The sequence below is a fragment of the Actinoplanes sp. NPDC049265 genome (assembly GCF_043197135.1).
GTDB lineage: Bacteria > Actinomycetota > Actinomycetes > Mycobacteriales > Micromonosporaceae > Actinoplanes.
On the sequence record NZ_JBICSP010000005.1, the window covers coordinates 355,666 to 381,681 of the forward strand.

The 26,016-nt window shown below is 69.4% G+C and carries 27 protein-coding genes; 10 read left to right on the top strand and 17 right to left on the bottom strand.

Annotated features, from left to right (window positions below; genetic code table 11):
* The first annotated feature begins 75 nt into the window (after positions 1–75).
* Entirely contained in the window at positions 76–708 is a 633-nt protein-coding gene (locus ACGFIO_RS16225; RefSeq protein WP_392826928.1) for a putative glycolipid-binding domain-containing protein, read from the top strand.
* On the opposite strand, the gene ACGFIO_RS16230 is transcribed toward ACGFIO_RS16225, so the two are convergent.
* From ACGFIO_RS16230 to ACGFIO_RS16240, 3 genes are read right to left on the bottom strand one after another with little or no spacing between them, the layout of a single operon-like run.
* Positions 692–1,990 (bottom strand): hypothetical protein, encoded by a 1,299-nt coding sequence (locus ACGFIO_RS16230; RefSeq protein WP_392826929.1) that lies wholly within the window; start codon positions 1,988–1,990, stop codon positions 692–694. The genes ACGFIO_RS16225 and ACGFIO_RS16230 overlap by 17 nt on opposite strands.
* Positions 1,991–2,038: 48 nt before the next feature.
* Complete coding sequence (locus tag ACGFIO_RS16235) at positions 2,039–3,133, bottom strand: PLP-dependent cysteine synthase family protein (protein WP_392826931.1); 1,095 nt, start codon at positions 3,131–3,133, stop codon at positions 2,039–2,041.
* A gap of 2 nt (positions 3,134–3,135) precedes the next feature.
* A complete protein-coding gene (locus ACGFIO_RS16240; protein WP_392826932.1) occupies positions 3,136–3,585 on the bottom strand; it encodes an Lrp/AsnC family transcriptional regulator in 450 nt (149 codons plus the stop codon).
* A gap of 231 nt (positions 3,586–3,816) precedes the next feature.
* Here ACGFIO_RS16240 and ACGFIO_RS16245 point away from each other — a divergent pair, with 231 nt between their 5' ends.
* Positions 3,817–4,092, top strand: a complete 276-nt coding sequence (locus ACGFIO_RS16245; protein WP_392826934.1) for a BldC family transcriptional regulator — start codon at positions 3,817–3,819, stop codon at positions 4,090–4,092.
* Here ACGFIO_RS16245 and ACGFIO_RS16250 read toward each other — a convergent pair.
* The 3 genes from ACGFIO_RS16250 to ACGFIO_RS16260 are packed head-to-tail and all read right to left on the bottom strand — an operon-like array spanning position 4,065 to position 7,041.
* The gene (locus ACGFIO_RS16250) at positions 4,065–4,709 is read right to left on the bottom strand and encodes a UbiX family flavin prenyltransferase (RefSeq protein WP_392826936.1); all 645 of its coding nucleotides are present in this window, start codon (positions 4,707–4,709) and stop codon (positions 4,065–4,067) included. The two genes, ACGFIO_RS16245 and ACGFIO_RS16250, sit on opposite strands and share 28 nt — an antisense overlap.
* Complete coding sequence (gene mqnP / locus ACGFIO_RS16255; protein WP_392826937.1) at positions 4,706–5,584, bottom strand: menaquinone biosynthesis prenyltransferase MqnP; 879 nt, start codon at positions 5,582–5,584, stop codon at positions 4,706–4,708. The genes ACGFIO_RS16250 and mqnP overlap by 4 nt, the downstream gene beginning before the upstream one ends.
* Complete coding sequence (locus ACGFIO_RS16260; RefSeq protein ID WP_392826938.1) at positions 5,581–7,041, bottom strand: menaquinone biosynthesis decarboxylase; 1,461 nt, start codon at positions 7,039–7,041, stop codon at positions 5,581–5,583. Before ACGFIO_RS16260 ends, mqnP begins: the two co-directional genes overlap by 4 nt.
* Positions 7,042–7,290: 249 nt before the next feature.
* Between ACGFIO_RS16260 and ACGFIO_RS16265 the strand changes: the two genes are divergently transcribed.
* The 3 genes from ACGFIO_RS16265 to ACGFIO_RS16275 all read left to right on the top strand — a co-directional run bounded on the left by ACGFIO_RS16265 (position 7,291) and on the right by ACGFIO_RS16275 (position 9,609).
* Positions 7,291–7,482, top strand: a complete 192-nt coding sequence (locus tag ACGFIO_RS16265) for a hypothetical protein (RefSeq protein ID WP_392826940.1) — start codon at positions 7,291–7,293, stop codon at positions 7,480–7,482.
* Between the two features lie 74 nt (positions 7,483–7,556).
* Positions 7,557–8,411 carry a hypothetical protein gene (locus ACGFIO_RS16270; RefSeq protein WP_392826941.1) on the top strand — a complete coding sequence of 285 codons (855 nt, stop codon included), beginning with the start codon at positions 7,557–7,559 and terminating at the stop codon, positions 8,409–8,411.
* Between the two features lie 37 nt (positions 8,412–8,448).
* Positions 8,449–9,609 carry a hypothetical protein gene (locus ACGFIO_RS16275; protein WP_392826943.1) on the top strand — a complete coding sequence of 387 codons (1,161 nt, stop codon included), beginning with the start codon at positions 8,449–8,451 and terminating at the stop codon, positions 9,607–9,609.
* Here ACGFIO_RS16275 and ccsB read toward each other — a convergent pair whose 3' ends face one another.
* Genes ccsB through hemL form a run of 6 tightly spaced genes read right to left on the bottom strand, consistent with a single transcriptional unit; the run spans position 9,610 to position 15,532 of the window.
* Positions 9,610–10,563, bottom strand: a complete 954-nt coding sequence (gene ccsB / locus ACGFIO_RS16280; protein WP_392826944.1) for a c-type cytochrome biogenesis protein CcsB — start codon at positions 10,561–10,563, stop codon at positions 9,610–9,612.
* Positions 10,563–12,179 (bottom strand): cytochrome c biogenesis protein ResB, encoded by a 1,617-nt coding sequence (locus tag ACGFIO_RS16285; protein WP_392826946.1) that lies wholly within the window; start codon positions 12,177–12,179, stop codon positions 10,563–10,565. Before ACGFIO_RS16285 ends, ccsB begins: the two co-directional genes overlap by 1 nt.
* A complete protein-coding gene (locus ACGFIO_RS16290; RefSeq protein ID WP_392826948.1) occupies positions 12,176–12,979 on the bottom strand; it encodes a cytochrome c biogenesis CcdA family protein in 804 nt (267 codons plus the stop codon). The genes ACGFIO_RS16285 and ACGFIO_RS16290 overlap by 4 nt, the downstream gene beginning before the upstream one ends.
* On the bottom strand, positions 12,979–13,539 hold the full coding sequence (locus ACGFIO_RS16295) for a TlpA family protein disulfide reductase (RefSeq protein WP_392826949.1): 561 nt from the start codon (positions 13,537–13,539) through the stop codon (positions 12,979–12,981). Before ACGFIO_RS16295 ends, ACGFIO_RS16290 begins: the two co-directional genes overlap by 1 nt.
* On the bottom strand, positions 13,536–14,189 hold the full coding sequence (locus ACGFIO_RS16300) for a histidine phosphatase family protein (protein ID WP_392826951.1): 654 nt from the start codon (positions 14,187–14,189) through the stop codon (positions 13,536–13,538). Before ACGFIO_RS16300 ends, ACGFIO_RS16295 begins: the two co-directional genes overlap by 4 nt.
* A complete protein-coding gene (gene hemL, locus ACGFIO_RS16305; protein ID WP_392826952.1) occupies positions 14,186–15,532 on the bottom strand; it encodes a glutamate-1-semialdehyde 2,1-aminomutase in 1,347 nt (448 codons plus the stop codon). The genes ACGFIO_RS16300 and hemL overlap by 4 nt, the downstream gene beginning before the upstream one ends.
* 114 nt (positions 15,533–15,646) lie before the next feature.
* Between hemL and ACGFIO_RS16310 the strand changes: the two genes are divergently transcribed.
* From ACGFIO_RS16310 to ACGFIO_RS16325, 4 genes are all read left to right on the top strand, one after another.
* Positions 15,647–15,970, top strand: a complete 324-nt coding sequence (locus tag ACGFIO_RS16310) for an STAS domain-containing protein (protein ID WP_392826954.1) — start codon at positions 15,647–15,649, stop codon at positions 15,968–15,970.
* A 157-nt stretch (positions 15,971–16,127) separates the two neighbouring features.
* Positions 16,128–16,508 carry a MerR family transcriptional regulator gene (locus tag ACGFIO_RS16315; protein ID WP_392826956.1) on the top strand — a complete coding sequence of 127 codons (381 nt, stop codon included), beginning with the start codon at positions 16,128–16,130 and terminating at the stop codon, positions 16,506–16,508.
* Positions 16,490–16,837 (top strand): thioredoxin, encoded by a 348-nt coding sequence (gene trxA / locus ACGFIO_RS16320; RefSeq protein WP_392826958.1) that lies wholly within the window; start codon positions 16,490–16,492, stop codon positions 16,835–16,837. Before ACGFIO_RS16315 ends, trxA begins: the two co-directional genes overlap by 19 nt.
* A 10-nt stretch (positions 16,838–16,847) precedes the next feature.
* Positions 16,848–17,324, top strand: coding sequence for an NUDIX hydrolase (locus ACGFIO_RS16325; protein ID WP_392826959.1), 477 nt, complete (start codon positions 16,848–16,850; stop codon positions 17,322–17,324).
* A gap of 7 nt (positions 17,325–17,331) precedes the next feature.
* On the opposite strand, the gene ACGFIO_RS16330 is transcribed toward ACGFIO_RS16325, so the two are convergent.
* The 5 genes from ACGFIO_RS16330 to ACGFIO_RS16350 all read right to left on the bottom strand — a co-directional run bounded on the left by ACGFIO_RS16330 (position 17,332) and on the right by ACGFIO_RS16350 (position 23,843).
* On the bottom strand, positions 17,332–17,649 hold the full coding sequence (locus ACGFIO_RS16330; RefSeq protein WP_392826961.1) for a helix-turn-helix domain-containing protein: 318 nt from the start codon (positions 17,647–17,649) through the stop codon (positions 17,332–17,334).
* Positions 17,646–18,014, bottom strand: coding sequence for a type II toxin-antitoxin system RelE/ParE family toxin (locus ACGFIO_RS16335; RefSeq protein ID WP_392826963.1), 369 nt, complete (start codon positions 18,012–18,014; stop codon positions 17,646–17,648). The genes ACGFIO_RS16330 and ACGFIO_RS16335 overlap by 4 nt, the downstream gene beginning before the upstream one ends.
* A gap of 78 nt (positions 18,015–18,092) precedes the next feature.
* Complete coding sequence (locus ACGFIO_RS16340) at positions 18,093–18,845, bottom strand: arginase family protein (protein WP_392826965.1); 753 nt, start codon at positions 18,843–18,845, stop codon at positions 18,093–18,095.
* Positions 18,845–19,393, bottom strand: coding sequence for a two-component system response regulator (locus ACGFIO_RS16345; protein WP_392826967.1), 549 nt, complete (start codon positions 19,391–19,393; stop codon positions 18,845–18,847). The genes ACGFIO_RS16340 and ACGFIO_RS16345 overlap by 1 nt, the downstream gene beginning before the upstream one ends.
* Positions 19,394–19,457: 64 nt before the next feature.
* Complete coding sequence (locus tag ACGFIO_RS16350) at positions 19,458–23,843, bottom strand: HAMP domain-containing protein (RefSeq protein ID WP_392826969.1); 4,386 nt, start codon at positions 23,841–23,843, stop codon at positions 19,458–19,460.
* A 104-nt stretch (positions 23,844–23,947) separates the two neighbouring features.
* Here ACGFIO_RS16350 and ACGFIO_RS16355 point away from each other — a divergent pair, with 104 nt between their 5' ends.
* Complete coding sequence (locus tag ACGFIO_RS16355) at positions 23,948–25,984, top strand: SpoIIE family protein phosphatase (RefSeq protein ID WP_392826971.1); 2,037 nt, start codon at positions 23,948–23,950, stop codon at positions 25,982–25,984.
* The last annotated feature ends 32 nt before the right edge of the window (positions 25,985–26,016 follow it).

Genomic DNA, 26,016 nt, shown 5'->3' on the forward strand with positions numbered 1-26,016 from the left:
CCGCGGTGGCACCTATTAGTGCGCAGAGCGGCTCTGCTCACCAGGAGGAGTCCGGCGGGCGGGTAACGTCGGGTCATGCCCACCCTGCCGACCGCCCGGTTCTGGGAGCGCCGCGATGTGCCCGGCGTCGAGCACACGCTGGTGGACGCCCGGGACGGTCTGTACGCCCGGGGCATCCAGCAGGCCGTCGACCCGATCCCCTACTCCGCCCGGTACGAGATCCAGACCGACCCACGGTGGGCCACGACCCGGGTCGACGTGGCCGTCGAGGGCGCGGCCTGGGCCCGTACCCTCAGGTTGGAGCTGGCGGCCGGACGCTGGCGGGTGACCACCGCCGAGCAGGGCAATCTGGACGCGGTCCTGACCGCGGCGGGGCACGCGGCGGCCGGCCTGCCGGGCACCGAGGATCCCGATCTGCTCTACGGCGCGTTCGACGTCGATCTGACCGGCTCACCGCTGACCAACACGCTGCCGATTCGCCGGTTGGGGCTGCTGACCGCCGAGCGCGGGGTGGCCCATCGGATCAGCGTGGCCTGGGTGCTGCTGCCCAGCCTCGAGGTGGTGCAGGCCGATCAGATCTACACGCCGCAGGCCGACGGGGTGATCCGGTTCGCCTCGGACACGTTCAGCGCCGACCTTATCGTCGACGACGAGGGCTTCGTCACCGACTATCCGGGACTGGCGAAATGGGTCACGCCGTCTTCCTGATCCAGCTCAGGCAGGCCTGGTCGACCGTTTTGAAGGGCACACCGTAGGCCTCGCGGGACGCCATGTCGTAGGTGTTGTCCTCGCGCAGGGTCAGCTTGACGAACTGGAACAGCTTGCGTTCACCGTATTTCTGGGCCATGCAGTCGACGGCGAAGTGGGCCAGCCCGTAGAACGCGTCGCCGGCCTTGTCGCTGGCGTTGTCGCCGAGTTCGCCGGCGGCGATCGTCTTCGGTTTCCTGGCCCGGGCGAAGGCGTTGTGCACGCTGCGGCGTCGCCAGCTGTCGGTGGCGTGCCGCGGGGCCCAGCCGATGTATTCGGCGATGCCCTCGCTGAGCCACTGGTCCTGGCCGAAGTCGCGGGTGGACACTCCGCCGACCGTGACCACGTGACCGAGCTCGTGCTGGAGGGTGGTTTCGAGCAGGCGGCGGTCGCTGAGTTCGCTCATCCGCAGGACGACGTCGGTGCCGGCGTTGTTGAGCGGGACGGCGTACGCCACCGTCCATTTGTCGTCGATGCCGCCGTACCACTTCTTCCAGACCTTGTCGTCGGCCAGGTAGACGCGGTAGCGCTGTTGCGGGTTGCCGACGAAGGCCGCGTACCGGTCGTTGATCACTGCCGCTTTCTCGGCCACGGCGAGCACCCGCTTGAGGTTCTTCGCCTGTTTCGGGGTGGCCGCCACGGTCACCCGGCGGCCGGCGGCGAAGACCAGGTCGCCGCTCTCCCAGGGCATCGGCTGCAGGTAGTTGGGGTCCTTGACGCCGGCCAGGCCGCTGATCACATACCGCCCGGCGACCGGTTTGAGGGTCAGGGCCTGCTCGGCCCGGGGCGGGCCGTTGTCGGACTTCATGGTGTACGCGGGGCAGGTGACCACGCTCAGGCAGAAGGCGATCGAGACGCCCATCGCGACGGTGCTGCCCTTGCTGCCCGCGCGCTGGTAGGTGTGGTACTCGAAGTGGCTGACGCCGAGGCCGCGCAGCGAGCGGAACATCGTGCGGTACCGCGCCCGCAGCGCCGGCGACTTGGGGTCGACGGCGGCCAGCCACCCCTTCTCGTCCCCCTTGATCAGCGCGCCGGCCTGCCGCTGGAGCGACGCCTCGGCCTGCTCGAAGGGGGTCGGCGGCTCTTTCTCCTCGGCCTCGGCCGCACGCACCGCGGAGACCGAGGCGGGCCGGGACGGCGCGAACGCGATGACCCCGGTGGACACGGCCACCGCCACCGCCAGCACCCCGGCCGCGATGATCAGCGCCCGCCGGGACGGCCGCGAAGGTGAATCGTCTTCCACGTCTGAAATCCAACCAAATCCGGGGCGACCGCGCCGCCCTTCGGTCGGTCAGATTTCGGCCCAGGTCCCCTCGGAGAGAAACCGGTCGATCACCTGGCGATAGCGGGCCAGGTCGAGGCCCTGCGCGGCCACCCAGGCGTCGGAGTAGTAGGTGTCCGCGTACCGCTCACCGCCGTCGCAGATCAGCGTGACCACCGAGCCTGTCCGCCCAGCCGCCCGCATGGCCGCGATCAGCCCGAACGCACCCCACAGGTTGGTGCCGGTCGAGCCGCCGATGCGCCGCCCGAGCACCTCCGACCCGGCTCGCATGGTGGCCAGCGAAGCCGCGTCCGGCACCTGCACCATCCGGTCGACCACGGCCGGCTGGAACGACGGCTCGACCCGGGGCCGCCCGATGCCTTCGATGCGTGAGCCGCGGCCGGTGCAATGATCAAAATCGCCGCTGAAGTACGCCGGGAAGAACGCGGAACCTTCCGGATCGACCACGCACAGCCTGGTCGGGAAGCGCCGGTAACGCGCGTACCGGCCGATGGTGGCGCTGGTTCCGCCGGTGCCCGCGCCGACCACGATCCAGGCCGGCACCGGGTGCCGTTCCAGGGTCAGCTGGGCGTAGATCGACTCGGCGATGTTGTTGTTGCCGCGCCAGTCGGTGGCCCGCTCGGCGTGGGTGAACTGGTCCATGAAGTGCCCGCCGAGGTCGGCGGCGAGGCGGGTGGCGGTGGCCGACACCGTGGTCGGGTCGTCGACCAGGTGGCATTTGCCGCCCTGGAACTCGATCAGCGCGATCTTCTCGGGCGACACCGAGGCCGGCATGACCGCGATGAAGGGCAGGCCCAGCATCCGGGCGAAGTACGCCTCGCTGACCGCGGTCGAGCCGCTGGAGGATTCGACCACCGTGGTGTCCGGGCCGATCCAGCCGTTGCACAGGGCGTACAGGAATAGTGATCTCGCCAGACGGTGCTTGAGCGAGCCGGTGGGGTGCGACGACTCGTCCTTGAGATAGAGGTCGACGCCCCACGCCGATGGCAGCGGGAAGGGCAGCAGGTGGGTGTCGGCGGAGCGGTTGGCGTCCGCCTCGACCAGGGCGATGGCGTTGCGGGCCCAGTCGCGCGCGTGGTCGTCACCGCGGTCGAGCTGATCCATGCCTACTCCGATCCGGGCTGGGGCCGGTTCTCCCATTTTGTGCTGAGGGCGATCGCGGTGCGGGTGCTGGCCACCCCGCGGGTGCGGTTGATCCGGACGATCAGCTGCTCGAGCTCGGCGATCGTCCCGACCCGGACGGTCAGCTGGTACGACTCGACGCCGGCCATGAAGTAGCAGGACTCGACCTCGGGCATCGCGCGCACGGCGGTGAGCACGTCGTCGGTGTCGGCGCCGGAGTCCTCGACGATGCCGATCAGCGCGGTGACCCCCAGACCGATCTGTTCGTGGTCGACCTCGGCACGGTAGCCCCGGATCGTCCCGGCCGCCTCGAGCTTGCCGACCCGCTCGTGCACGGCCGGGGCCGAGAGGCCGACTTTGCGAGCCAGTTCGGCGTACGACGAACGTGCGTTTTCGCGCAGCAGGTCGATGAGTCGGCGGTCGATTCCGTCCATGGTGCAGACCCTAATCTGCCCTTGCGAGAACTTGTCTCGCGGAGGGGCAGCCTCACACCGCGTAGCAGGGTTAGGGTGCCAGGATAATGATCACTGTCGTAATCGGCTCTTTTTCCGCATTTCACGGACTTGCTGTTACGCCGATGCTCTAATGGCTGTACGTCCCGATCGAGCTCGCCGACACTCACCGTGACCACGGCCGCTCCAACACACCGACGCGAGGAGGAGGCTGTGGACACGGGAGATCGTCTGCTGACGCCGGGCGAGGTGGCCGCACTGTTTCGCGTCGACCCGAAAACGGTGACACGCTGGGCCGCGGCCGGCCGGATCGGCAGCATCCGCACGCCGGGCGGGCATCGCCGCTTTCGCGAATCCGAGGTCCGCGCGCTGCTGGAAGGCGACGGCGTGATCGAGGAGATGCGCGAGGACGACGCGGCCAACCGGCCCCGCAACAGCGGACCCAGCAATCCGGGGGCCGGTTACGGGCCACCCAACGGGCTGCGCTGAGCATTCAGCTCACCCGTCCAACGGGTGAACAGGCTGTGCGTGACGCCGAGCGCGTCCAGCACCTTGCCCGCCACGAAATCGACCAGCTGCTGAGCCGTCGCCGACGCACCGGCGCCGTAAAAGCCCGGGCTGGCCGGTAGTACCACCGCGCCTGCATCATGCAGCGCGATGAGATGTTCCAGGTGGGAGCGGGTGACCGGTGTTTCACGGGGAACGACCACCGTGCGCCGGCGCTCCTTCAGGTTGACCTCGGCGGCCCGCTGGAGCAGATCCTTGGACAGGCCGATCGCGATGCCCGCGCAGGCCGCGGTGCTGGCCGGCACGACCACCATGCCGCGGGCCGGGTAGGAGCCACTGCTCGGCCCGGCGGCCAGATCCGTCGCCGGCCAGTAGGTCAGGTCGTCCCCTTTCGTGCCGAGCCAGGCCGCCACGTCGTCCGCCCAGTGGGCGTCCCGGACGGTCGCGCCGGTCTCGTCCAGCAGGGTCAACCGGGCCGCCTTGGAGATCACCAGGTCGACCGGGTGGCCGGCGTCGAGAAGACCATTCACTACCGCTTTGGCGTACGGGGTTCCGGACGCGCCCGAGACGCCGACGATCCAGGGAACGCGGGCTGTCACAGCAGCGCCAGATCGAGCAGAGCGAACACGAAGAGTGCGATCCCGACGAAGCCGTTGGCCGTGAAGAACGCTCTGTTCACCTTGCTCAGATCACTCGGCGTCACGATGACGTGCTGGTAGACGAATGAGGCGGCAGTCAGGGCCAACCCGATCCACCACAGCCAGCCCAGCCCGGCCAGCGCACCGAACCAGACGAAGAGGGCGAACGTCACCACGTGGGTCGCGGTCGAGATGCGCAGGGCGGTACGCACACCGAACCGGGCCGGCGTCGAGTGCACGCCGATCTGCCGGTCGATCTCCACGTCCTGGCAGGCGTAGATGATGTCGAAGCCGCCGATCCACAGGCCCACCGCGACCCCGAGCACCCAGGCCGGGCCGGAGCCGGTGAACGTACCCGTGATCGCGATCCAGGCCCCCACCGGCGCGACCGCCTGGGCCAGCGCCAGCACGTAGTGCGGGAAGTTCGTGAAGCGCTTGGCGTACGGGTAGATGATCAGCGGGATCACGGCCAGCGGCGACAGCACCAGGCAGAGCCAGTTGAGCAGGCCGGCCGCCACGAAGAGGACGAGCACGCTGATCAGGGCGCCGGTCCAGGCCGTGCGGAGGCTAACGGCGCCGGTGACGAGTTCGCGATTCCGCGTACGCGGATTGAGGGCGTCGATCTTGCGGTCGAGGATCCGGTTGGCCGCCATGGCGAAGGTGCGCCCGGCCACCATCGCGACGGTGATCAGCAGAAGCTTCGTCCACTGGGTGTCGCTTTTCATGGCCACGAACGCCGATAGATAGGCGAACGGCAGCGCGAAGATCGAATGCTCGACCTTGACCAGACGGAGGAATGAGGTGACCTTGCCCGGCCGCTCTGACAATTCGGTCATATGCCGTACTCCTTCCACCGCTTGTCGACCAGGCTGACCACCTCGGCCGACATGGTCATCTCTTCCGGCCAGCCGCGGGTGTAGCCCTCGGACGGCAGCTTACGGGTCGCGTCGATGCCCGCCTTGCCACCCCAGAACTGCTGGTAGGAGGCGTGGTCGAGGTGGTCGACGGGCCCCTGGGTGACCAGCAGGTCGCGGTCGTAGTCGACGTTCCCGAAGGCCCGGAACGCCACCTCGTTGTAGTCATGCACGTCGCAGTCGGAGTCCACCACGACGATCAGCTTGGACAGCGACATCAGGTGGGCGCCCCAGATCGCGTTCATGATCTTCTGGGCGTGCTTCGGGTACCGCTTCCGGATCGAGACGATCACACAGTTGTGGAAGACGCCGGCCGCCGGCATGTCGTAGTCGACGATGTCCGGGATCAGCATCTTCAGCAACGGCAGGAAGATCCGCTCGGTCGCCTTGCCCAGCCCGTGATCCTCCTGCGGCGGCTTGGACGTGATGATCGAGTGATAGATCGGCTTCTTCCGCATCGTCATCACCTCGACGTGCAGCACCGGGAACGGCTCGACCGGCGTGTAGAACCCGGTATGGTCCCCGAACGGCCCCTCGTCGTGACGCTCCCCCGGCTCCAGATATCCCTCGAGGATGACCTGGGCCTGGGCCGGCACCTGCAACGGAACGCTGACGCAGTCGACCATCTCGACCCGGTCCCCCCGCAGAAAGCCCGCGAACAGGTATTCGTCGATGTCCCCCGGCAACGGCGCCGACGCGGCGTAACTGACCACGGGGTCACACCCGATCGCGATGGCCACCGGCAGCCTGGTGTTGTTCCGTTCAGCCACGGCGTGATGCGCGGTCGAGTCCTTGTGGATCTGCCAGTGCATGCCCAGCGTGTTCTTCGAGTGCTGCTGCAGCCGATAGAGCCCGAGATTCCGTTTCCCGGTCTCAGGATGCTTGGTGTGCGTAAGCCCGAAGTTGTGGAAAACGCCGCCGTCCCCCGGCCACACCTGCAGCCCCGGCAGCTTGTCCAGGTCAACCTCGTCGCCCTTGAGCACCACCTCTTGGCACGGCGCCGATTTGACCTTCTTGGGCGGCATCGAGGTCAGCTGCATGACCTTGCCGAGCCCTTCGCGCATCCCCGAGAACCCAACCGGCAGTTCCGGCTTGAGCATCGCCCCGATCCGGTCCCCCACCTCGTCGAGCGACTCGACCCCCAGGGCCATGGCCATCCGCCGCTCGGTCCCGAAGAGGTTCACGACCACCGGCATCTCGCCCCGGGTGGGCCGCTCGAACAGTAGGGCCGGGCCCCCCGCACGCACGGTCCGAGTCACGACCTCGCTGATCTCCAGCGTCGGGTCGACCGGCACGGTCACCCGCCGCAGCTCACCGGCCGCTTCCAGCGCGGAGACAAAAGATTGCAGGTCAGAGTACGGAAACCCACGCGCGGCCATACCCCAAGTCTCGCACCGCCAACCACCCGAACCCGCCCAGGGTGCCGATCATCACCGCTGGCCAGGCTCGGATGGCGCTGGGCCATCAATCCTGGACACCACCGTCAGCGTGGCGAGAGTCATCGAAGTGCCGGTACCCGTCCTCCGCTATCTTGTCCGCCGCTTCCTGCCCGATCACACGCTCAAGCGCGTCGAACACCGCACTCCGGGCCGCGGCAAGACGCCGTCGAACAATTCTCTCGGTCATGTATGTCACCAGATTTCCGGATCCGCTTCACCGAAAGCGATGCGCGAGAAGATCTGATCGAAAGCGACCACGAATTCATCGAGGTCTGCGGCAACCGCCATCGCTTCGAACAGTTCCAGTTGGCAATTTCGAACCCCGCATTCACGACCGTCGGTCGCGGCGAGATTACCGATTGGAGTGATGGACGTAAATGAGATTCACGTCCGGTTGACGGCGACCGTCACCGGTGATCGTCGTACTGCGTTGAGGGTGCGTGAAGGTGCGTACCGTGGGACGGGTTCTGGGTCTGGCCGGGCTGGTGGCCGCGCTGGCCGTGGCCACGCCCGCGCAGGCCGGGGACCTACCCGTCTGTGGCAAGGCCAAAGCCTCGACCAAGGCGCCAACCATGCCCGCCGGTACGCGGACGCCGGGCGCCTGCCGGGCCGGGGCCGGGCCGGTGCTCGAGTCGGCCGTTCAGGTGCAGCGGCTGCGGGCGGAGACCACGGCCGGGGGCTACCACCACCTCGGGGCCGGTACCGGCGGTGAATGGGGCGGGGTGTCAGGGCGGATCGCCGTGGTCGACGGGGCGATCCGGCCGAACACCTATGACTTCGTCGCCGGGCGGTTCATGGTCAAGCGGGATCTGGGGAACGGGAACATGGCCTGGCTGGAGGCCGGGTGGGCGGAGACCGGGTGGGTCGGGGCCGGGCGGCAGCATGTGTACACGTACAACTCGAACACCCGGACCTGGCAGTTCTACGACCAGTACACGCTGCGGCCGGGTGACCGGGCCTGGATCGACCTGCACACCGACGGGCAAGGCGTGTGGCAGGCGTGGCTGTGGTGGGGGAACCGGTGGAACCTGCTGACCGCGCAGCGGCTTCCGGTGGGGCGTAGCGCCTACATCGAGCAGTATGTCGAGGTGTACGCCGACCCGCGGCGGGCCGCCCGGATCGACGTGCCTCCGGTGGCGGTGGACAACGTGCAGTTGCGGCCGGCCGTGGGGGCCAGCCGTCCGCGGTATTGGCGATCGGATGTGAACACGCTGACCGCGGACTCGGCGGCCCAGCGGTCGGGCGGGTTCTGCCTGAACTGGAAGAACCGCTTCGACACGTGGACGGCCGGCGACTGCCCGGTCACCTAGCCTCAGGTTCGCGGGTTGCCCGCCGATTACGCGGCCCGTGAAGAAGCGTTCCGTCGCCGGCGTGGTGCTGGTGGTTGCGGCCGTGGCCGGAGCCGTGGTGGCCGTCCGGCTGGCCAAGCGGTCCCGGCCGGTCGAAGCACCACCGCCGCCGCCAGTGCTTCGGCTCACCGCGGGCGGGAGGACGGCAGCGTCACGGTCCCTGATCCGGATGGCCGTCGCCGCCGCCGTCGTCATCGTCGTGGGTCTGGCCGGCATCGTGGCGACCCGCCCGGCCGACGAGAAGGTCGACCCCGAGGCCGGCGAACAGGCCCGCCAAAGAACCAGGGAACTCGAGGAAGAGATCGTGGCCGGGCTCCGGCTCCGCGACCTCGCACCCGACGCGGTGGCGCCGATCCCGCTCGCCTCGTGCCAGGCCCTGCTCGCCACCTGGCCCGCCCAGGCCGGGGACTGCGGCTATGCGGGCGCATCGGTCCTCGACGCGATCGACGAGCCGGCCGCCGACCCGAACGACCCGAAGTACGCCGGCGCCGCACTGCCGACCGCCCTCTCGACCAACGGCCTGGGCTGCTCGACCGGGCCCGGCCGCCCCACCCTGGACGTCGCGTACCCGGTCCTGAGCAGCTCGTTCATCCCGGTGCCGGGGCTGTCGCGGATCCAGAGCACCTTCCAGGTGACCCGGCTCGACGGGCGCCATGACCAGGACGTCAACCAGGCCGGGGCCGAAGACCGGGGCGGCTCGGCGCGCCTGGACTTCCGGATGCTCGGCACGCCCCTGACCCATGGCGCCGGCTACCGGTGGCGGGTGCGGGCCACCCCGCCGAGCATCCCGGCCGGTGGGTGGTCGGAGTGGTGCGAGTTCACCATCGCCAAGTTCACCTCGGACGACCTCGGTCTGGTCGCCGACCAGCCGTACACGGTCACGCTGCCGGTGGTGACCTGGCGGTCGATCGCGGCGCTACTGGGGCCGGTCGAGACGTACGCCGGCGGCGAGCTGTCCGAGCACGCGCCGATCGCCGCCGCGGCCCGGAGACCGGCCCGGACGGCGGCGGTGGCCATGACCGGCCGCTCATGGGAGCACATGGTCAGTGGACTGGCCTACGCCGCGGCCAAGAACGGCGAGTCGTGGGGGCCGGCCGACACGCTCTCGACCGCCCTGGGCGGGCCGCCGCACCCGACGATGGGGTTCGAGCGGAAATGATCAGCCGGCGTTGGCGTACGAGTGCAGGCCCTCGAAGAACAGGTTGACGCCGAACAGGTTCATCAGCATCGTGGCGAAACCGATGATCGCGATCCAGGTGGCCGTGGTGCGCTTCACGCTCGGGGTGGCCCGGGCGTGCAGGTAGGCGGCGTAGACGACCCAGGAGATGAACGCCCACACCTCCTTCGGGTCCCAGCCCCAGTAGCGGCCCCAGGACGCCTCGGCCCACAGCGGGCCGGCGATCAGCGCACCGAACGTGAACAGCGGGAACGCGAACGCGTGGAGGCGGAAGGTGAGCCGCTCCAGCGTCTCGGCCGCGGGGACGTGCCGGCCCAGGGGGTACGGGAAGCGGGTCTTGCCCTGGTCGTACCCGGACTTGATCAGGAACAGGGTGGCGGGCACGGCCCCGAACAGCAGGATGCCCGAGGCCAGGATGATCGTCGAGACGTGGACGACATACCAGTACGACTGGAGCGCGGGCACCAGCGGACCGACCGGTGTGTACGCGATCAGCCCGTTCGCCCCGAGCAGCACGACCATGGCCAGCGCCACGAACAGGCCCAGGTGCCGGATCGCGGGGCGGCGCCAGAGCACGCCGAGCCACACCGCGGAGCCCACGAAGGACACCGACAGGATGAACTCGTACATGTTACCCCAGGGCATCCGCTCGGCCGCGACCGAACGCGTGACCAGGGCGCCGAGGTGCAGGGCGAGCCCGAGGACGTTGAGCGCGACCCCGACCTTGCCGACCAGGTCGCCACGGCTCCGCGGCTCATCGATCGCCAAAGAGTCTTGAGTAGAAAGCGGGGGGCCACCGGCTCCGACCAGCTCACGCGTAGCCGCCCGGGCGATGTGACTGCGCGTGCCGAACGCGTACTCCGCGGCGTAACACACCATCGCGGCCAGATAGCCCAGCACGGTGAGCGCCATCAACTGGTTCGACAACTCCGCCATCACGCGGTCCCCTCGTCACCCTGGGCTGCCTTGACCACACCCCGGAACTCGTCGGTGAAGCCGGGATAGTCGGTGCGCGGCAGGCCACCGGCCTCCATCACGGTACGCCCGGCCCCGTCACCGGCACCGGCCAGGGGCGACATCCGGAAGAACACCCGCCGCCGGCGCCCGTACAGCGACGCCATCAGCCCGAGCAGGCCGAGCACCGCACCGGCCAGCACCACCGGCAGGGTCGGGTCGTCCCGCACGGCCAGCGTGGCGAACGGTTCGGTGCCGAGGAACTCCAGCCTGGTTCCGTCGTCCAGGGTCCAGGCCTGGCCGGGCTCGAGCTCGTGCGGGCGCCCGTCACCGCTGACCCGCGCGAGGCGGCCACTGGCGATCTGGGACCGGTCGAGCGAGTACACCGAGCCGGGGATGCCGGCGTCGACCCCAAGATTTCCGCGGTACGCGGTGAGGAACAGCACCGGGTTGCGCTCGCCCGGGAACACCGACGTCGGCCGGCCGTCGGAACCGGCCGTCGGCAGGAAGACACCCTCGAAGCCGACCTGCAGGTTCTCGTCGCGCCGGCCGGTCCGGGGGTCGATGTTGACGTCGGGGAACATCGCGACGCCCTCACTGGTGAACATGCCGTCGCGGGGCAGGAACGGCACCGCCTTGGTCGACTGCTTGCCGTACCGGTCGGTGTAGCGCAGCACCGGCGCGTACCCGTGGCCGATCAGGCTGACGTTCGCACCGGCCAGCCGCAGCGGGTGGTTGACGGTGAAGGTTCGGGTGCTCTCCCGGCCGTCCTCGTCGACCCGCACGGTGGCCCGGAACGACTTCGGCTGCCCGGTGTCCTGGAACGCCGCGGTGAACTCGGTCAGCTCCAGGCAGAACGGCGGCAGGTCCTCGGGGCCGACGCGCGCGCCCAGCTTCGATTCGTCGTACTGCGTGACCGCATTGCAGAAGCCGCGGTCCGGGCCTCGCACCAGGAGGCGGTTGCCGTGCCAGCCGTACCACGCGCCGAACCCCACGCCGACCAGCACGAACAGCATGGCCAGGTGGAACAGCAGGTTGCCGGTCTCCTTGAGGTAGCCCTTCTCGGCACCGATCGTCCACACGCCGTCGTCGTGCTCACGTACCCGGGCCCGCCAGCGCCGCTTGCGCAGGGCGGCGGCGACGTCCGCCGCGACGGCCGCGGGCTCCCCGGTGCGTTCCGCCGGTGCAGCGTGTTCCGGCAGGCGGTCCAGGCGCTTCGGGGCATCGGGGGGTACGGAGCGGAGCGCGCGGACCAGTTCCAGGAGCCGGGGCGTCACGCAGCCGACCAGCGACGTGAACAGCAGCAGGTAGATCGCGGCGAACCAGACCGACGCGTACACGTCGAACATGCCCAGCTTGTCCAGCGTGGGTGCGAGGTCGGGGTGCTGGCGGAAATAGCCGGCGACCCGCTCGATGTTGACCGCGCGCTGCGGCAGCACCGACCCGGGGATGGCCGCGACGGCGAGCAGGAAGAGCAGCACCAGCGCGGTACGCATGCTGGTCAGCTGACGCCAGGAGTTCCGCAGGAAGGCCAGCACCGGGTTGGCCCGGCGCGGTGGCGGCGCGGCCTCGGCGGTCCGCTCTTCCAAGACTGTCACAGCAGGGCCCCGGCGTCGAAGTTGAAGGTGGTCAGCAGCCAGATCAGGAAGCTGTTCCAGCCGCCGGTGATCAGGGCCAGCCCGACCAGGATGAGCAGGCCGCCGCCGATCCGGGTGACCCAGCGGCTGTTCCGGCGTACCGCCTTGAAGACACCGATGAGCTTGCGGAAGAACAGCCCGAAGAGCACGAACGGCACCCCCAGCCCGAGGCTGTAGGCCAGGGCCAGGACCAGCGCCCGGTCGGTCTGGCCGGTCGTGGTGGCCAGGCTCATCACCGCGCCCAGGGTCGGGCCGGTGCAGGGCATCCAGGACAGGCCGAAGATGGCGCCGAAGACCGGCGCGCCGGCCAGGCCCGCGTTGGGCAGCTTATGGATCCGGAACTCGCGCTGCATGCCCGGGATCACGCCGAGGAAGGCCAGGCCGAGCACGATGATCAGCACGCCGAGGACGATCTCGAGTTCGTGCTTGTGCCGCAGGGCCAGGCCGACGTTGGCGGCGAGGGTGGCGAGCAGGGCGAAGACGACCGAGAAGCCGAGGACGAACAGGCTGGTCCCGGCCAGCACCCGGCCCCGCGTACGCACCGGGGTGGCCACCGCGACCGAGCCCTCCGCCGGCGCCGCCTCGCGGTCTCGGTGATCCTCCAGGTCGGAGCCGGCCAGCCCGGTCACATAGGACAGGTAGCCGGGCATCAGCGGCAGCACGCACGGCGACAGGAAGCTGACCAGCCCGGCGATGGCCGACACGGCGATCGCCAGCAGCAGCGGTCCGTTGTCGGCGATGCCGGCGAACGTCTCGCCCATCAGGGTGTCCTCTCGGCGGCCACCCGCTCGACCAGCGGTTGCAACTCGGAGGCCACTGTCGCTCGGCGCAGCGCCACGGCGATCTTGCCGGCCCGGTCCAGTATCAGCGTCTGCGGCGTGCTGACCTGGTTGACGTCGAACTCGAGCGCGACCTTGCCGTCCGGGTCGAAGACGCTCGGGTAGGTGACCCGGCCCTGCTCGAACGCCTTGGCCGAGTCACGGTCGTCACGCGAGTTGACACCGATGAAGGTGACACCCTTGGCCTTGGTCGCCTGGTAGGTCCGCTCGAGGTCGTCGGCCTCGGCCCGGCAGGGGTTGCACCACGAGCCCCAGAAGTTGACCACGACGACCTTGCCGCGATCGTTGGCCACGTCATAGGCGCCGCCGTCCAGCAGCTCACCGGTCACGTCCTTGACCTGCGGACGCTTGTCCGGGGCGCACTCGATGACGCCCTGGGTGGTGACGCAGTCGTCGACCCAGCTGTCGCTGCCACAGCCCGTCAGCGCCGCCCCCGCGAGAGCGGCGATGGCGAGCAGCGCGACGAACCGGCGCATGGTCAAGCTCCCTTGGCGCTCCGGGCACCCGGCGACATCGCGACCAGATGCGCGGCGGGTTCGGAGTAGTCGATACCGGCTATCTCGCTGCCCTCGAAGCGGAACGAGGTCAGGCTGGCCAGGCCGCACTGGCGGCGGCGCGGGTCGTGCCACAGGCGCTTACGTTCGACGTACCGGCGCAGGGTCCAGATCGGCAGCTGATGCGAGACGCAGACCGCCTCGTGGCCCTCGGCCGCCACCCGCGCGGCCTGCACCGCCTCGAACATCCGCTTGGCGATGACCAGGTAGGCCTCACCCCAGGAGGGGGTGATCGGGTCGCGCAGCACCCACCAGTTGCGGGGGTCGCGGAACGAGCCGTCCCCCGGCCCGACGCCCTTGCCCTCGAAATAGTTGGCGCTCTCGATCAGCCGCACGTCGGTGGTGACGTCGAGCTGGTACTGCGCGGCGAACGGCTCGGCGGTCTCCTGGGCGCGTTCGAGCGGGCTGGCCACGAGATGGGTGACGTCCCGGTCCTTGAGGACGTCGGCGGCCGCCTTGGCCATCTGCCGACCCAGCTCCGAGAGGTGGAAGCCGGGCAGACGGCCGTACAAAATCCTGGTCGGGTTGTGCACCTCGCCGTGCCGCAGCACATGGACGACGGTGGTGGACTCGCTCATCGGCTCTCCCCCATGGCGGCCGCCGCGGCCCGGGCGGCGAACGGCAACGCCTCGGCGATGGTCTCCAACGCCGCCTCGTCCAGGGCGGTCGACACGAACCACGACTCGAACGCGCTGGGCGGCAGGTAGACGCCGCGGGCCAGCATCGCGTGGAAGAAGGCCTTGAACGCGCCGGCGTCCTGGGTGCGCGCGGTCTCGTAGTCGTACACGTCCACGTCGGTGAAGAAAATCGAGAACATGTTGCCCGCGTACGAGAGCCGGTGCGGCACCCCGGCGGTGTTGAGCGCATCGGAGGCCAGCGCGCCGACGGTCGCCGACAACTCGTCGAGGCGCTTGTAGACGGCGTCGTCGGCCAGCCGCAGTGACGCCAGGCCGGCCGCACAGGCCAGCGGGTTACCGGAAAGGGTGCCGGCCTGGTAGACCGGGCCGGCCGGGGCCAGCCGGGACATGATCTCGGAGCGGCCGCCGAACGCCGCCGCCGGAAGGCCGCCGCCCATCACCTTGCCGTACGTGTAGAGGTCGGCGTCGACCGGGTCGAGGCCCTGCCAGCCCTGCCGGCTGACGCGGAAGCCGGTCATCACCTCGTCGACGATCAGCAGGGCGCCGTTCGCGTGGGCGATCTCGGCCAGCCGCTGGTTGAAGCCGTCCCGCGGCGGGACCACACCCATGTTGCCGGCCGCCGCCTCGGTGATCACCGCGGCCACGTTCTTGTGCGCGAAGACCGCCTCGACGGCCGCGACGTCGTTGTACGGAACCACGATGGTGTCAGCCGCCGCCGCACCGGTCACTCCGGGCGAATCGGGCAGACCGAGCGTGGCGACGCCCGAACCCGCCGCGACCAGCAGCGCGTCCACGTGCCCGTGGTAGCAGCCGGCGAACTTGACGATCGTCGAACGGCCGGTGAAGCCCCGGGCCAGGCGGATCGCGGTCATCGTGGCCTCGGTGCCCGAGTTGACCAGGCGGACCTCGTCGATCGGCGTACGGGCGACGATCTCGGCCGCCAGCTCGACCTCGCCGGCGGTGGGAGTGCCGAAGGACGTGCCCTTGACCGCGGCGGCCTGGACCGCGGCGATCACCTCGGGATGGGCGTGGCCGTGGATCAGCGGCCCCCACGAGCAGACCAGGTCGACGTAGCGCCGGCCGTCGGCGTCGGTCAGCCAGGCGCCGCTGCCCTCGGCCATGAATCGGGGCGTGCCACCGACGGCCCGGAACGCACGCACGGGTGAATTGACCCCGCCCGGCACGATGGCGCGGGCGCGGTCGAACAGGGCCTGGGAAGCCGGTGCGTCCTCCGGGTACGGGAACGAGCCGGCGCGGTATGAGGTGGTCACAGCGTCATCCATTCTGGCAGCGGCCCTCCCGTGACGGGGCAAGAGGGTTGTTCATGTCACCTTGGGTGACCCGCTGGGCCCGCTCTCAACAGGAACTACGCGGCCACTCGCGATAGGGTGAAACGCGTGGAGCGACCGGAGCTGTCCATCACGGTTCAGCGTGCCCCTGACGAGCTGACCTTCGTGCTCGCCGGGGAGATCGACGTGCTCACGGTGGCCGAGCTCAGCGCGATGGTGAACGAGGAGCTCAACGAGCCTCCGGCCCGGATCGTGCTGGATATGGCCGGTGTGACGTTCTGCGACAGCCAGGGGCTCGGCACGTTGGTCGTGCTCAGTCGCAAGGCCCAGCATGCACGCTCGGTGCTCGCCCTGGCCAACGTCGGCGACTTCCTGATGCGTGTGCTCGACATCACCGGCCTCCGCTCCGCCCTGATGATCAGTAGCGCTTGACCGCCCCTCCGACCTTTTTTGCGCGGGGAGATGTTCTGGCGAGGGCTCAGCCGGCGGTTTGTTGCGCTAAGCGCGGGGCCGCCCTGCGGGTCGTTGCTGGCCTCTCGGTTGCGGTTCTGTTGCTTTGACACCGGCGTCAAGGCATAGCGTTCGACGCATGCTGATCGGTGAGCTGGCGGCACGGGCCGGGACCAGTACGCGCACGCTGCGTTACTACGAGCAGCACGGGCTGGTTCGCGCGTCCCGGGACGCGCGTGGCTACCGCTGCTACGACGACGCCGAACTGCGGGTGGTCCGGGAGATCCGGTCGCTGCTCGACTCCGGGTTCGCCCTCGACGACATCCGCCCCTTCGTCGCTTGCCTGCGCGCCGGCAACGAGGCCGGCCACGTCTGCCCCGACGCGGTGGCGGTGCTGCGCCGCAAGCTGGCCGAGGTCGACGGCGTCATCGATCAGCTCGCCGCCGTACGCACCCGGCTGCATCGCCAGCTGGCCGACGCCATCGAGGAGCGCACCATCCGATGCCAGATGACCTGCTGACAATCGTCACCGACGCCACCTTTGCCGACGAGGTCCTGCGTTCTCCCACGCCGGTTCTGGTCGACTTCTGGGCCGAGTGGTGCCCACCCTGCCGCCCGATGGCGCAAACCTTGTCGGCCTTGGCCCCGTCCTTCGCCGGCCGGGTCGTGTTCGCCAAGCTGAACTCGGACGAGAACCCGGCCACCACCCGCGACTACCGTGTCATGTCGATGCCGACGCTGATGCTCTTCCAGGCCGGCCACCCCACGATGACCCTGGTCGGCGCCCGGCCGGCGGCCCACCTGCGAGCCGCCATCGACAACGCCCTCACTCCGTACGTGAACCGATAACCTCACCCAGGTGTATGCCCGCCGCTCCGCCCGTGTGTTGCTGGTCGACGGTCAGGACCGGTTGCTGTTGCTCCGCAACCGGTTCGCGCACGGCGAGGCGTGGCTGACACCCGGCGGTGGCGTCAAGCGCTGGGAACGCCTGGCCACGGCGGCCGCGCGCGAGCTGGGCGAGGAGGTCGGCCTCACGGTGGACCGGCGTCAGCTGGGCGCGCCGGTCGCGTTCACCACCGGGTACGCCGACCTGGGCTTCGCCCAGGGCCAGTTCCGCGACGACTTCTTCTTCCACCGCGTCGACCGCCACGACATCGACACCAGTCGCATGGAGGACCTGGAACGGGGCTTCCTCACCGGCCACCGCTGGTGGCTCCTCCCCGACCTGCGGTCCACCACCGAAACCATCTACCCGTACGCGCTACCACCGTTGCTGACCAACCTGCTGGCCGGTCGCATCCCACCCACCCCGGTCCAGCTCCCCTGGCACCACTGAGCCACCCTCAGGCGATCGCGGCAATATCGCCGTCGTCGAAGTAGATCGCCTGGTGCAGGGTCCCGCCGAGCGCTATCGCATACCGGGCGACGACATCCTGACCGGAGATCTTGCCCTGCTCGATCTGGGAGATCCGCCCCTTGGTCACGCCCATGCGCTCGGCGACCTGCAGCTGCGTCATGCCCCGCGCTTTCCGGATCTCAGCGAGACGCTGCCCGATCATCGAGGCCAGCAGTTCGCGTTTGCCGGCCTCAAACGCTTCCTCGCCGCCTGCTCGCTCGACGTACTCGACGCGAATGTCCTTCCAACGCACATAGCTGCTCACGCACTGTCCCCCTCTTCTTCGGCCCGTTCCTTCAGATAGACCTCATACCGTTGCTCCGCGAGAGGTATGGCTTGGTTGTACCACTCGTTCCACATCCCATCCTTGTCTCCCGCGACCAACAGGATGGTTGATCGCCAGGGGTCGAAGACGAACAGGATTCGAACCGTGCCCGGCCGCAGCTCCTTCAGATTGGCGATCGACGAGAGGCGGACGCTGTCGACCATAGGCCGGCCGAGACCGGGCCCGACCTCAGCCAAGATGTCGATCGCCTTAGCGACACGATCCTTCGTAGCTGGATCGAGCGCGTTGACCCAGGCTCGCACTTCATCGACGACATATATGTCCCACTCCCTGTCCTCCGGCACGGCCGAAGTTTAGCAAATACTATACCCCCCGGGGGTAGTCGCATGACAAGTCCTAGGTCTCGGATGCGTTACTTCCTGTCAGAAGGCGCGGGTGAGGTCCTCGATGAGGGCGGCCCGGTCCTGTTGGACGGCCGGGTCGGTGGTGGGGTGCCACGGGCAGGCGACGTCGAGGGCGACCACCCGGTTGGTGTCCAGGATGCGACGGACGGCCTGGAGCACGTCGGCCGCGGAAGGGCCGCCGGGGGCCGCGAAGAGCAGGCCGGGCAGTTCGGACGGGTCGATCACGTCGACGTCGACGTGGACGATCAGCGGGCCGTCGGGCAGTTTGGCCACGTCCAGGTCGGCCACCCCGAAGCGGGCGATCGCGCTGGTGCGCAGGAAGTCGGCCTCGGCCGGGTCGAGGTCGCGGGCGCCGACCAGGACGCTGCGATTCTCGGAGATCGGGCGGACGCCGAGCGGGGTGGCCAGGCGGTCGGCGTGCGCGCCCTGCAGCAGGCGCAGCGACAGGCCGCCCAGGTAGCCGGAACTGCTGCTCTCGAGCGTGTGAACGTCGCCGTGGGCGTCGAACCAGACTATCGCCGGATCGTGGCCGGCTCGCTGGGCGCCGGCCAGGGTGGCCATCGCGACCAGGCAGTCGCCGGACAGGACGATGGTGTCGCCGTCGGCGCGGATCTCGGCGGCGATCGCGTCGGCCGCGGCGGCGTGCAGGGTGACCATGCGGGACCAGACGTCGCCGTCGGGCAGGGCGGGCTCGATCAGCCGGACGCCCGTGGTCAGTGGCAGCAGGTCGTCGGCCAGGCGCTCGTCCTGGTGGTACGGAACCAGGATCATCAGTTGCCCCAGCGCGCCTTCTCGAGCAGTTCCAGGGCCTCGCCGGCGGCGTTGTCGCCGTTTCCGCGCAGCACCCGGGCGGCCTCGTCGACCGTCTCGGTCAGCCGCTGCCACTGGGCGTCCCGTTCGCGGGTGGCCTCGGCCTGGGCTTTGAGCTGCTGGGTCTTGTTCCACAGCTCGACGAAGATGGACACCTTGGCCCGCAGCACCCACGGGTCGAACGGCTTGGTCAGGTAGTCGACGGCGCCGACCGCGTAACCGCGCAGGGCCAGCTGGGCGTCACGGTCGGCGGCGGTCAGGAACAGAATGGGTACGTGCCGCGTACGCTCGCGCCGTTTGATGTGGCTGGCCGTCTCGAAGCCGTCCATGTTGGGCATCTGCGCGTCCAGCAGGATCACCGCGAAGTCGTCGGTGAGCAGCTGTTTCAGCGCCGCCTCGCCACTCTCCACGGCCACCGCGGTGACCGGCAGGCCCTGGAGGATGGCCTCCAGGGCGAGCAGGTTGTCGCGCCGGTCGTCCACCAGCAGCGCTTTGGCCCGATCAGCCACGTTCAGAACCCCCCGACAGCCCGGTCAGCCACGTTCAGAACCCCCGAAAGCCCGGCAGCCACGCTCAGCCACGCTCCGTCTCGGTCTCGTCGGCGTTGACCCAGCGGGCCATCAGCTCGATCAGTTCGTCCAGGTCGACCGGTTTGGTGATGTAGTCACTGGCCCCGGCGGCCAGCGCGGACTCCCGGTCGCCGGGCATCGCCTTCGCGGTCAGGAACACTACCGGCAGGTCGCGGAAGCGTTGATTGCGCCGGATGCCCCGGGTCGTCTCGTAGCCGTCCTGGTCGGGCATCATCGCGTCCATCAGCACGATGTCCACCTCGGGGTGCTCGGCCAGGATGCGGACGCCGTCGACGCCGTTGTCCGCGTACAGCACGTGCAGGCCGTGCATCTCCAGCGCGCTGGTCAGGGCGAACACGTTGCGGACGTCGTCGTCCACGATCAGCACGGTGGCCCCGTCGAGCTGCCGGCTGGCCGGCGTCACCACGGGCTTCTCCTCCGGCCGCGGGGTGATCATCGGGAAGTCGAAGGCCGGCGGTGCGGTGCGCGGCTGGATGGTTGCCGCCGGCACCGGCGGCACGAGCGGCGCGGGCATGGCATCGGGTACGAACGAGTCGGGCATGAACAGCGTGAACGTGGACCCTTCGCCGGGCACCGACCGGACCGCGATCTCACCGCCGAGCAGAGCCGCCAGTTCCCGGCTGATCGACAGCCCGAGGCCGGTGCCGCCGTACTTGCGGCTGGTCGTGCCGTCGGCCTGCTGGAACGCCTCGAAGATGAGGCTGAGCTTCTCGTCCGAGATGCCGATGCCGGTGTCGGTGACCGCGAACGCGACCACCTGACCGGCCTGCCGCAGCGACGGCGTGTCGAAGTCGACGCCGGGCTCGGCCGGGTTGATGCTCAACGTGACCCGGCCGTGGTCGGTGAACTTGACCGCGTTGGCCAGCAGGTTGCGCAAGATCTGCTGGAGCCTCTGCGAGTCGGTGACCAGCGCGTCGGGCAGCGAGTTGGCCAGCTCGACCCGGAACTCCAGGCCCTTCTCGTCGGCCTGCGGGCGGAACGCCTGCTCGACGTAGCTGCGCAGGCCCGCGAGGTCGACCTGGTCGGGTTCCACGTCCATCCGGCCGGCCTCGATCTTGGACAGGTCGAGGACGTCGTCGATCAGGGACAGCAGGTCGGATCCGGCGCTGTGGATCGTACGAGCGAATTCGATCTGCTTCTCGGTGAGGTTGGCGTCGGGGTTGTCGGCGAGCAGACGGGCCAGCAGCAACAGCGAGTTGAGCGGCGTACGCAGCTCGTGGCTCATATTGGCCAGGAACTCGTTCTTGTATGCCGACGTGCGGGTGAGCTGCTGCGCCTTTTCTTCCAGGCCGAGCCGGGCCAGTTCGATCTCACGGTTCTTGGTCTCGATGTTGGCCTTCTGCTCGCTCAGCAGCTTGGCCTTGTCCTCCAGCTCGGCGTTGGTGCGCTGCAGCTCGGCCGACTGGTCCTGCATCTCGCGGGCCAGCCGCTGCGATTGGGAGAGCAGTTCCTCGGTGCGCCGGTTGGCCTGGATGGTGTTGAGGGCCACGCCGATGCTGGCCACCAGCCGTTCCAGGAAGGTCAGGTGCAGACCGGAGAAGGCCGCCACCGACGCGAACTCGATCACGCCGAGCATTTCGCCCTCGAACACGACCGGAAGCACGACCAGGTCGTTGGGCGGCATCGACATCAGCCCGGACCGCATGGTCAGCACGCCGTCGTGCGTCGCGCGTACCCGGATGGTCCGCCGGCTGACCGCGGCCTGGCCGACCAGTCCCTCGCCGGGACCGAACGTCACCTCGTGGTTGCGGGCCACGTAGCCGTACGAGGCGGCGAGCCGCAGACGCATCACCGCCTGCTCGTTGTCGACCAGGAAGAACGCGCCGAGCTGCGCGTCGACCAGCGGCGTGACCTCGGTCATGATCATCCGGCAGACCTCGCCGGGGTCGCGCTGGCCCTGCAGCAGGCCGCCGATCCGGGCCAGGTTGGAGTCGAGCCAGCCCTGTTCCGCGTTGGCCTTGGTGGTGTCGCGGAGCGTGACGATCATCTGGTTGATGTTGTCCTTGAGCTCGGCCACCTCGCCCTGCGCCTCGACCGACACGCTCTGGGTGAGGTCGCCGCGGGTCACGGCGGTGGACACCTCGGAGATGGCGCGCAGCTGGATGGTCAGGGTCGAGGCCAGCTGGTTGACGTTGTCGGTGAGGTCTTGCCACGTGCCCGAAACGCCCTTGACCTGGGCCTGACCGCCCAGCTTGCCCTCGATGCCGACCTCGCGGCCGACCCGGGTGACCTCGGTGGCGAACGAGCTGAGCTGGTCGACCATCGTGTTGACGGTTTCCTTGAGCTCGGCGATCTCACCCTTGGCGTCGACCGTGATCTTCTGCGAGAGGTCGCCCTTGGCCACCGCGGTGGTCACCGAGGCGATGTTGCGCACCTGGGCGGTGAGGTTGGACGCCATGTAGTTGACGTTGTCGGTGAGGTCGCGCCAGGTGCCGGCCACACCCCGCACCTGTGCCTGACCGCCGAGGCTGCCTTCGGAACCCACCTCGCGAGCCACCCGGGTGACCTCGTCGGCGAACGACGACAACTGGTCGACCATCGTGTTCACGGTGTTCTTGAGCTCGAGGATCTCGCCCTGGGCGTCGACCGTGATCTTCTGCGACAGGTCGCCCTTCGCGACGGCGGTCGACACCTGGGCGATGTTCCGCACCTGGGCGGTCAGGTTCGTGGCCATGTAGTTCACGTTGTTGGTCAGGTCGCGCCAGGTGCCGGCCACACCCCGCACCTGTGCCTGACCGCCGAGCTTGCCTTCGGAACCCACCTCGCGAGCCACCCGCGTGACCTCGTCGGCGAACGACGACAACTGGTCGACCATCGTGTTCACGGTGGACTTCAGCTCAAGGATCTCGCCGCGGGCGTCAACCGTGATCTTCTGCGACAGGTCGCCCTTGGCCACAGCGGTGGTGACCGAGGCGATGTTACGCACCTGGTTGGTCAGGTTGGTGGCCATGTAGTTGACGTTGTCGGTGAGGTCGCGCCACGTACCCGCGACGCCCTTGACCTGAGCCTGACCACCCAGTTTGCCTTCCGAACCGACCTCGCGGGCCACCCGCGTGACCTCGTCGGCGAACGAGCTGAGCTGGTCCACCATCGTGTTCACGGTGTCCTTCAGCTCGGCGATCTCGCCGCGGGCGTCGACCGTGATCTTCTGCGACAGGTCACCCTTGGCCACCGCGGTCGACACCTGGGCGATGTTCCGCACCTGGTCAGTGAGGTTGTTGGCCAGCTGGTTGACGTTCTCGGTGAGGTCACGCCAGGTGCCCGAGACGCCCCGCACCTGCGCCTGGCCGCCCAGCTTGCCCTCGGTGCCCACCTCGCGGGCCACCCGCGTGACCTCGTCGGCGAACGAGCTGAGCTGGTCCACCATTGTGTTCACGGTGTCCTTGAGCTCGAGGATCTCGCCCTGGGCGGCCACTGTGATCTTCTGCGACAGGTCGCCGTTGGCCACCGCGGTCGACACCTGGGCGATGTTGCGCACCTGGCTGGTCAGGTTCGAGGCCATCGAGTTGACCGAGTCGGTCAGGTCCTTCCACGTACCGGCGACGTTGGGCACCTGGGCCTGACCACCCAGCTTGCCCTCGGTGCCGACCTCGCGGGCCACCCGGGTGACCTGCTCGGCGAAGAGCCGGAGGACGTCGGTCACCCCGTTCATGGTGTGCGCCAGGTCGGCCACCTCGCCGCGGGCCGAGACCGTGATCCGCTGGGTCAGGTCACCGCGGGCCATCGCCGTGGCCACCTGCGAGATCGACCGCACCTGATGGGTCAGGTTCGAGGCCATCGTGTTGACCGAGTCGGTCAGGTCCTTCCAGGTGCCGGCCACCCCGCGGACGTCGGCCTGGCCGCCGAGCTCGCCCTGCGTACCCACCTCGCGGGCGACCCGGGTCACCTCGTCGGCGAACGACGACAGCTGGTCCACCATCGTGTTGACCGTTCGGCCGATCCGCAGGAATTCACCCCGGAGAGGTCGCCCGTCCATCTCCAGGGCCATGTGCTGGGACAGGTCGCCGTCGGCCACGGCCACGATCACGCGGGAGATCTCGGTGGTCGGCCGGGCCAGGTCGTCGATCAGCGAGTTCACGGAGCGTACGGAATCGGCCCACGCTCCGTCGAGACCTTCTTCGTCGAGGCGTTCGGTCAGCCGGCCGTCGCGACCGACAATTCGGCTGATCTTGCGTACGTCGAGGTTTTGCCGCTCCTGAAGCGAGACGACCTCGTTGAACGCATCGGCCACCTCACCTGCGGTGCCGGACCACTTGGGCAGGCGTACCTTGAGATCGCCGCGGCGAACCCGCCGCAGCGCATCGGCCAGCTCGCCGAGCAGAATGCCGTCGTCGGGCACGCCGACGCTGACCTGTTTGGCCGCAGTCATGCTGTCCTCACTCGCTGTCCACCGATCTAAGGTGCTTCATCATCCCTCGCCCGAGCGGGTTGATGCGAGACATGCTTTGTGCATCGAGCGGAGAACAGGGGAGGATGCTTCTCGTGTCGGTGGAAGCGGGAACCGGAGGCGCCCTGGTGCGCCGGGTCCGGCTGCCCAACGACCGGCGTACGCCCGCCGCCGCCCGCGCCCTGGTCCGCTCGGTGCTCGAGGAAGCCGGCCTGGACGCGCTGCTCAATGAAGCCCTGCTGCTGACCACCGAGCTTTCCACGAACGCGGTCGTGCACGCCAACACCGAGCTCGACATCGAGGTCGCGGCCGACCACGAAGGCCTGACCGTGACCGTCACCGACTTCGCGCCCGGCCCGGTCGAGCAGTTGGCGGTCGGCCCGCGCAACGACAGCGTGGACATCGGCGAGGTCGCCGAACGGGGCCGCGGCCTGCTCCTGGTCGATCATTTCGCCAGTCGTTGGGGAACTGTTCACGAGGGCACCGGCAAGGGCGTCTGGTTCCGGCTCGAAGGCCGGACGAGTGGCAATTCGGTCGCGTCGGCCGTGCCCACCGGCGCCTCCCCGGAGGCCGATCTGCCCAGCGTGGGGGCGCTCGCCGCGCTGCTCGAGGTCGACCCCGAACGCAGCACCGAGGAGGGTCTGGCCGACTTCGCCCTCGAGTTGCTCTCCCGCCTGGCCCGCCTGACCGGCGCGGCCGGCGGCGTGGTGCGCCTCGACCGCGGCGACGGCACCGGACGACAGATCATGGCCCGCTACGGTCGCGCTCCCCGGGACGATGCGGCCACCATCCGGGTCGGGCTCAACGTGCAGCGTCCGTACGCGGGAGAGCTGGAGCTGGACGCCTCACCCGACGGGTACGGGCACCCGCTGGCCTCGATCGTCGCCGAGCGCCTCTCCCTGCACCTCGAGAACGACCGGCTGCGCCGCGCCGACCTGCGCCGGCAGACCTGGCTGACCTTCCTGGCCGAGGCCAGCGAGCTGCTCGCCCAGTCGCTCGACGTCAACCTCACCATGGCCCTGATCCCGCAGCTGGTGGTGCCGCGACTGGGCCAGTGGTGCGCGGTGCACACCACCGACGCCTGGGGCCGGCTACAACTCGCCGCGGCCACCCACGCCGACGAGGCGGCCGTCGCCGAGTTGCACGCCCGGCTGGCCGAGTCCGGTCCCGACTCGGTCCTGGCCCGGCTCGAGGAGGCGTCCCGGCTGGGCACGCAGGTGATGTTCGGGGCGCCGGCCGACGGTTTCGCGGTGCCGCTGGTCGCCCGCGGGCAGCGGCTGGGCACGCTCGCGGTGGGCCGGCACCACCGGCACCGGCACGACGCCGACGAGGTCGCGGTGCTCGAGGACGTGGCTCGCCGGGCCGCGCTGGCCATCGACAACGCCCGCATCCACGACGAGCGGCGCAAGGTCGCGCGCACGCTGCAGGCTTCACTCCTGCCGCCGGCCCTGCCGCACGTCGACGGTGTGGGTTTCGCCGCCGAGTACGTCCCCACCGGCAGTGAGGTGGGCGGCGACTTCTACGACGTGGTGCCCGGCCCCTCCGCCGACGGCTGGGTCGTGGTGGTCGGTGACGTCTCGGGCAAGGGCGTGCAGGCGGCCACCGTGACCGGCCTGGTCCGGGACGTGATCCGGATCCTGGTCGACGACGGCAAGCCGATGACCGAGATCCTCTGCCGGGTCAACCGGACGCTGGTCCAGCGGGGCGGCGGCCGCTACTGCACGCTGGCGATGGCCTCGGTGACCCAGCAGAAGGACGGGACGCTCGCGGTCTGCCTGCACCTGGCCGGCCACGACCGGGCGGTGCTGGTCCGGGCCGACGGCAAGACCTCGTTCGTGGGTGAGGGCGGGACGGCGCTGGGCCTCCTGGAAACCATCTCGTCGCCGGACGAACTGGTCACGCTCGGGCCGGGCGACTCGCTGATCTTCTACACCGACGGTGTGACCGAGCGCCGGCGCGGCCGCGAGCTCTTCGGCACGGCCCGGCTGCGCGAGGCGGCGGCGCCATTGGCCGGCTACCCGGCCGACGTGATGGCGGCGCGACTGCGCTCGACGACGATCAACTTCTCGGTCGAGGAGCCGCGGGACGACATCGCGATCCTGGTGCTGCGGAACGACGCCTAGGCTTGTCCCGCCGCCGGCTCGGGCCGTAACTG

Coding starts and splice junctions, on each gene's coding strand:
- ACGFIO_RS16225 (WP_392826928.1), top strand. CDS start 76: ATGCCCACCCTGCCGACCGCCCGGTTCTGGGAGCGCCGCGATGTGCCC.
- ACGFIO_RS16235 (WP_392826931.1), bottom strand. CDS start 3,133: ATGGATCAGCTCGACCGCGGTGACGACCACGCGCGCGACTGGGCCCGC.
- ACGFIO_RS16240 (WP_392826932.1), bottom strand. CDS start 3,585: ATGGACGGAATCGACCGCCGACTCATCGACCTGCTGCGCGAAAACGCA.
- mqnP (WP_392826937.1), bottom strand. CDS start 5,584: ATGACCGAATTGTCAGAGCGGCCGGGCAAGGTCACCTCATTCCTCCGT.
- ACGFIO_RS16260 (WP_392826938.1), bottom strand. CDS start 7,041: ATGGCCGCGCGTGGGTTTCCGTACTCTGACCTGCAATCTTTTGTCTCC.
- ACGFIO_RS16265 (WP_392826940.1), top strand. CDS start 7,291: ATGTCACCAGATTTCCGGATCCGCTTCACCGAAAGCGATGCGCGAGAA.
- ccsB (WP_392826944.1), bottom strand. CDS start 10,563: ATGGCGGAGTTGTCGAACCAGTTGATGGCGCTCACCGTGCTGGGCTAT.
- ACGFIO_RS16290 (WP_392826948.1), bottom strand. CDS start 12,979: ATGGGCGAGACGTTCGCCGGCATCGCCGACAACGGACCGCTGCTGCTG.
- ACGFIO_RS16300 (WP_392826951.1), bottom strand. CDS start 14,189: ATGAGCGAGTCCACCACCGTCGTCCATGTGCTGCGGCACGGCGAGGTG.
- hemL (WP_392826952.1), bottom strand. CDS start 15,532: ATGGATGACGCTGTGACCACCTCATACCGCGCCGGCTCGTTCCCGTAC.
- ACGFIO_RS16315 (WP_392826956.1), top strand. CDS start 16,128: ATGCTGATCGGTGAGCTGGCGGCACGGGCCGGGACCAGTACGCGCACG.
- trxA (WP_392826958.1), top strand. CDS start 16,490: ATGCCAGATGACCTGCTGACAATCGTCACCGACGCCACCTTTGCCGAC.
- ACGFIO_RS16340 (WP_392826965.1), bottom strand. CDS start 18,845: ATGATCCTGGTTCCGTACCACCAGGACGAGCGCCTGGCCGACGACCTG.
- ACGFIO_RS16350 (WP_392826969.1), bottom strand. CDS start 23,843: ATGACTGCGGCCAAACAGGTCAGCGTCGGCGTGCCCGACGACGGCATT.
- ACGFIO_RS16355 (WP_392826971.1), top strand. CDS start 23,948: ATGCTTCTCGTGTCGGTGGAAGCGGGAACCGGAGGCGCCCTGGTGCGC.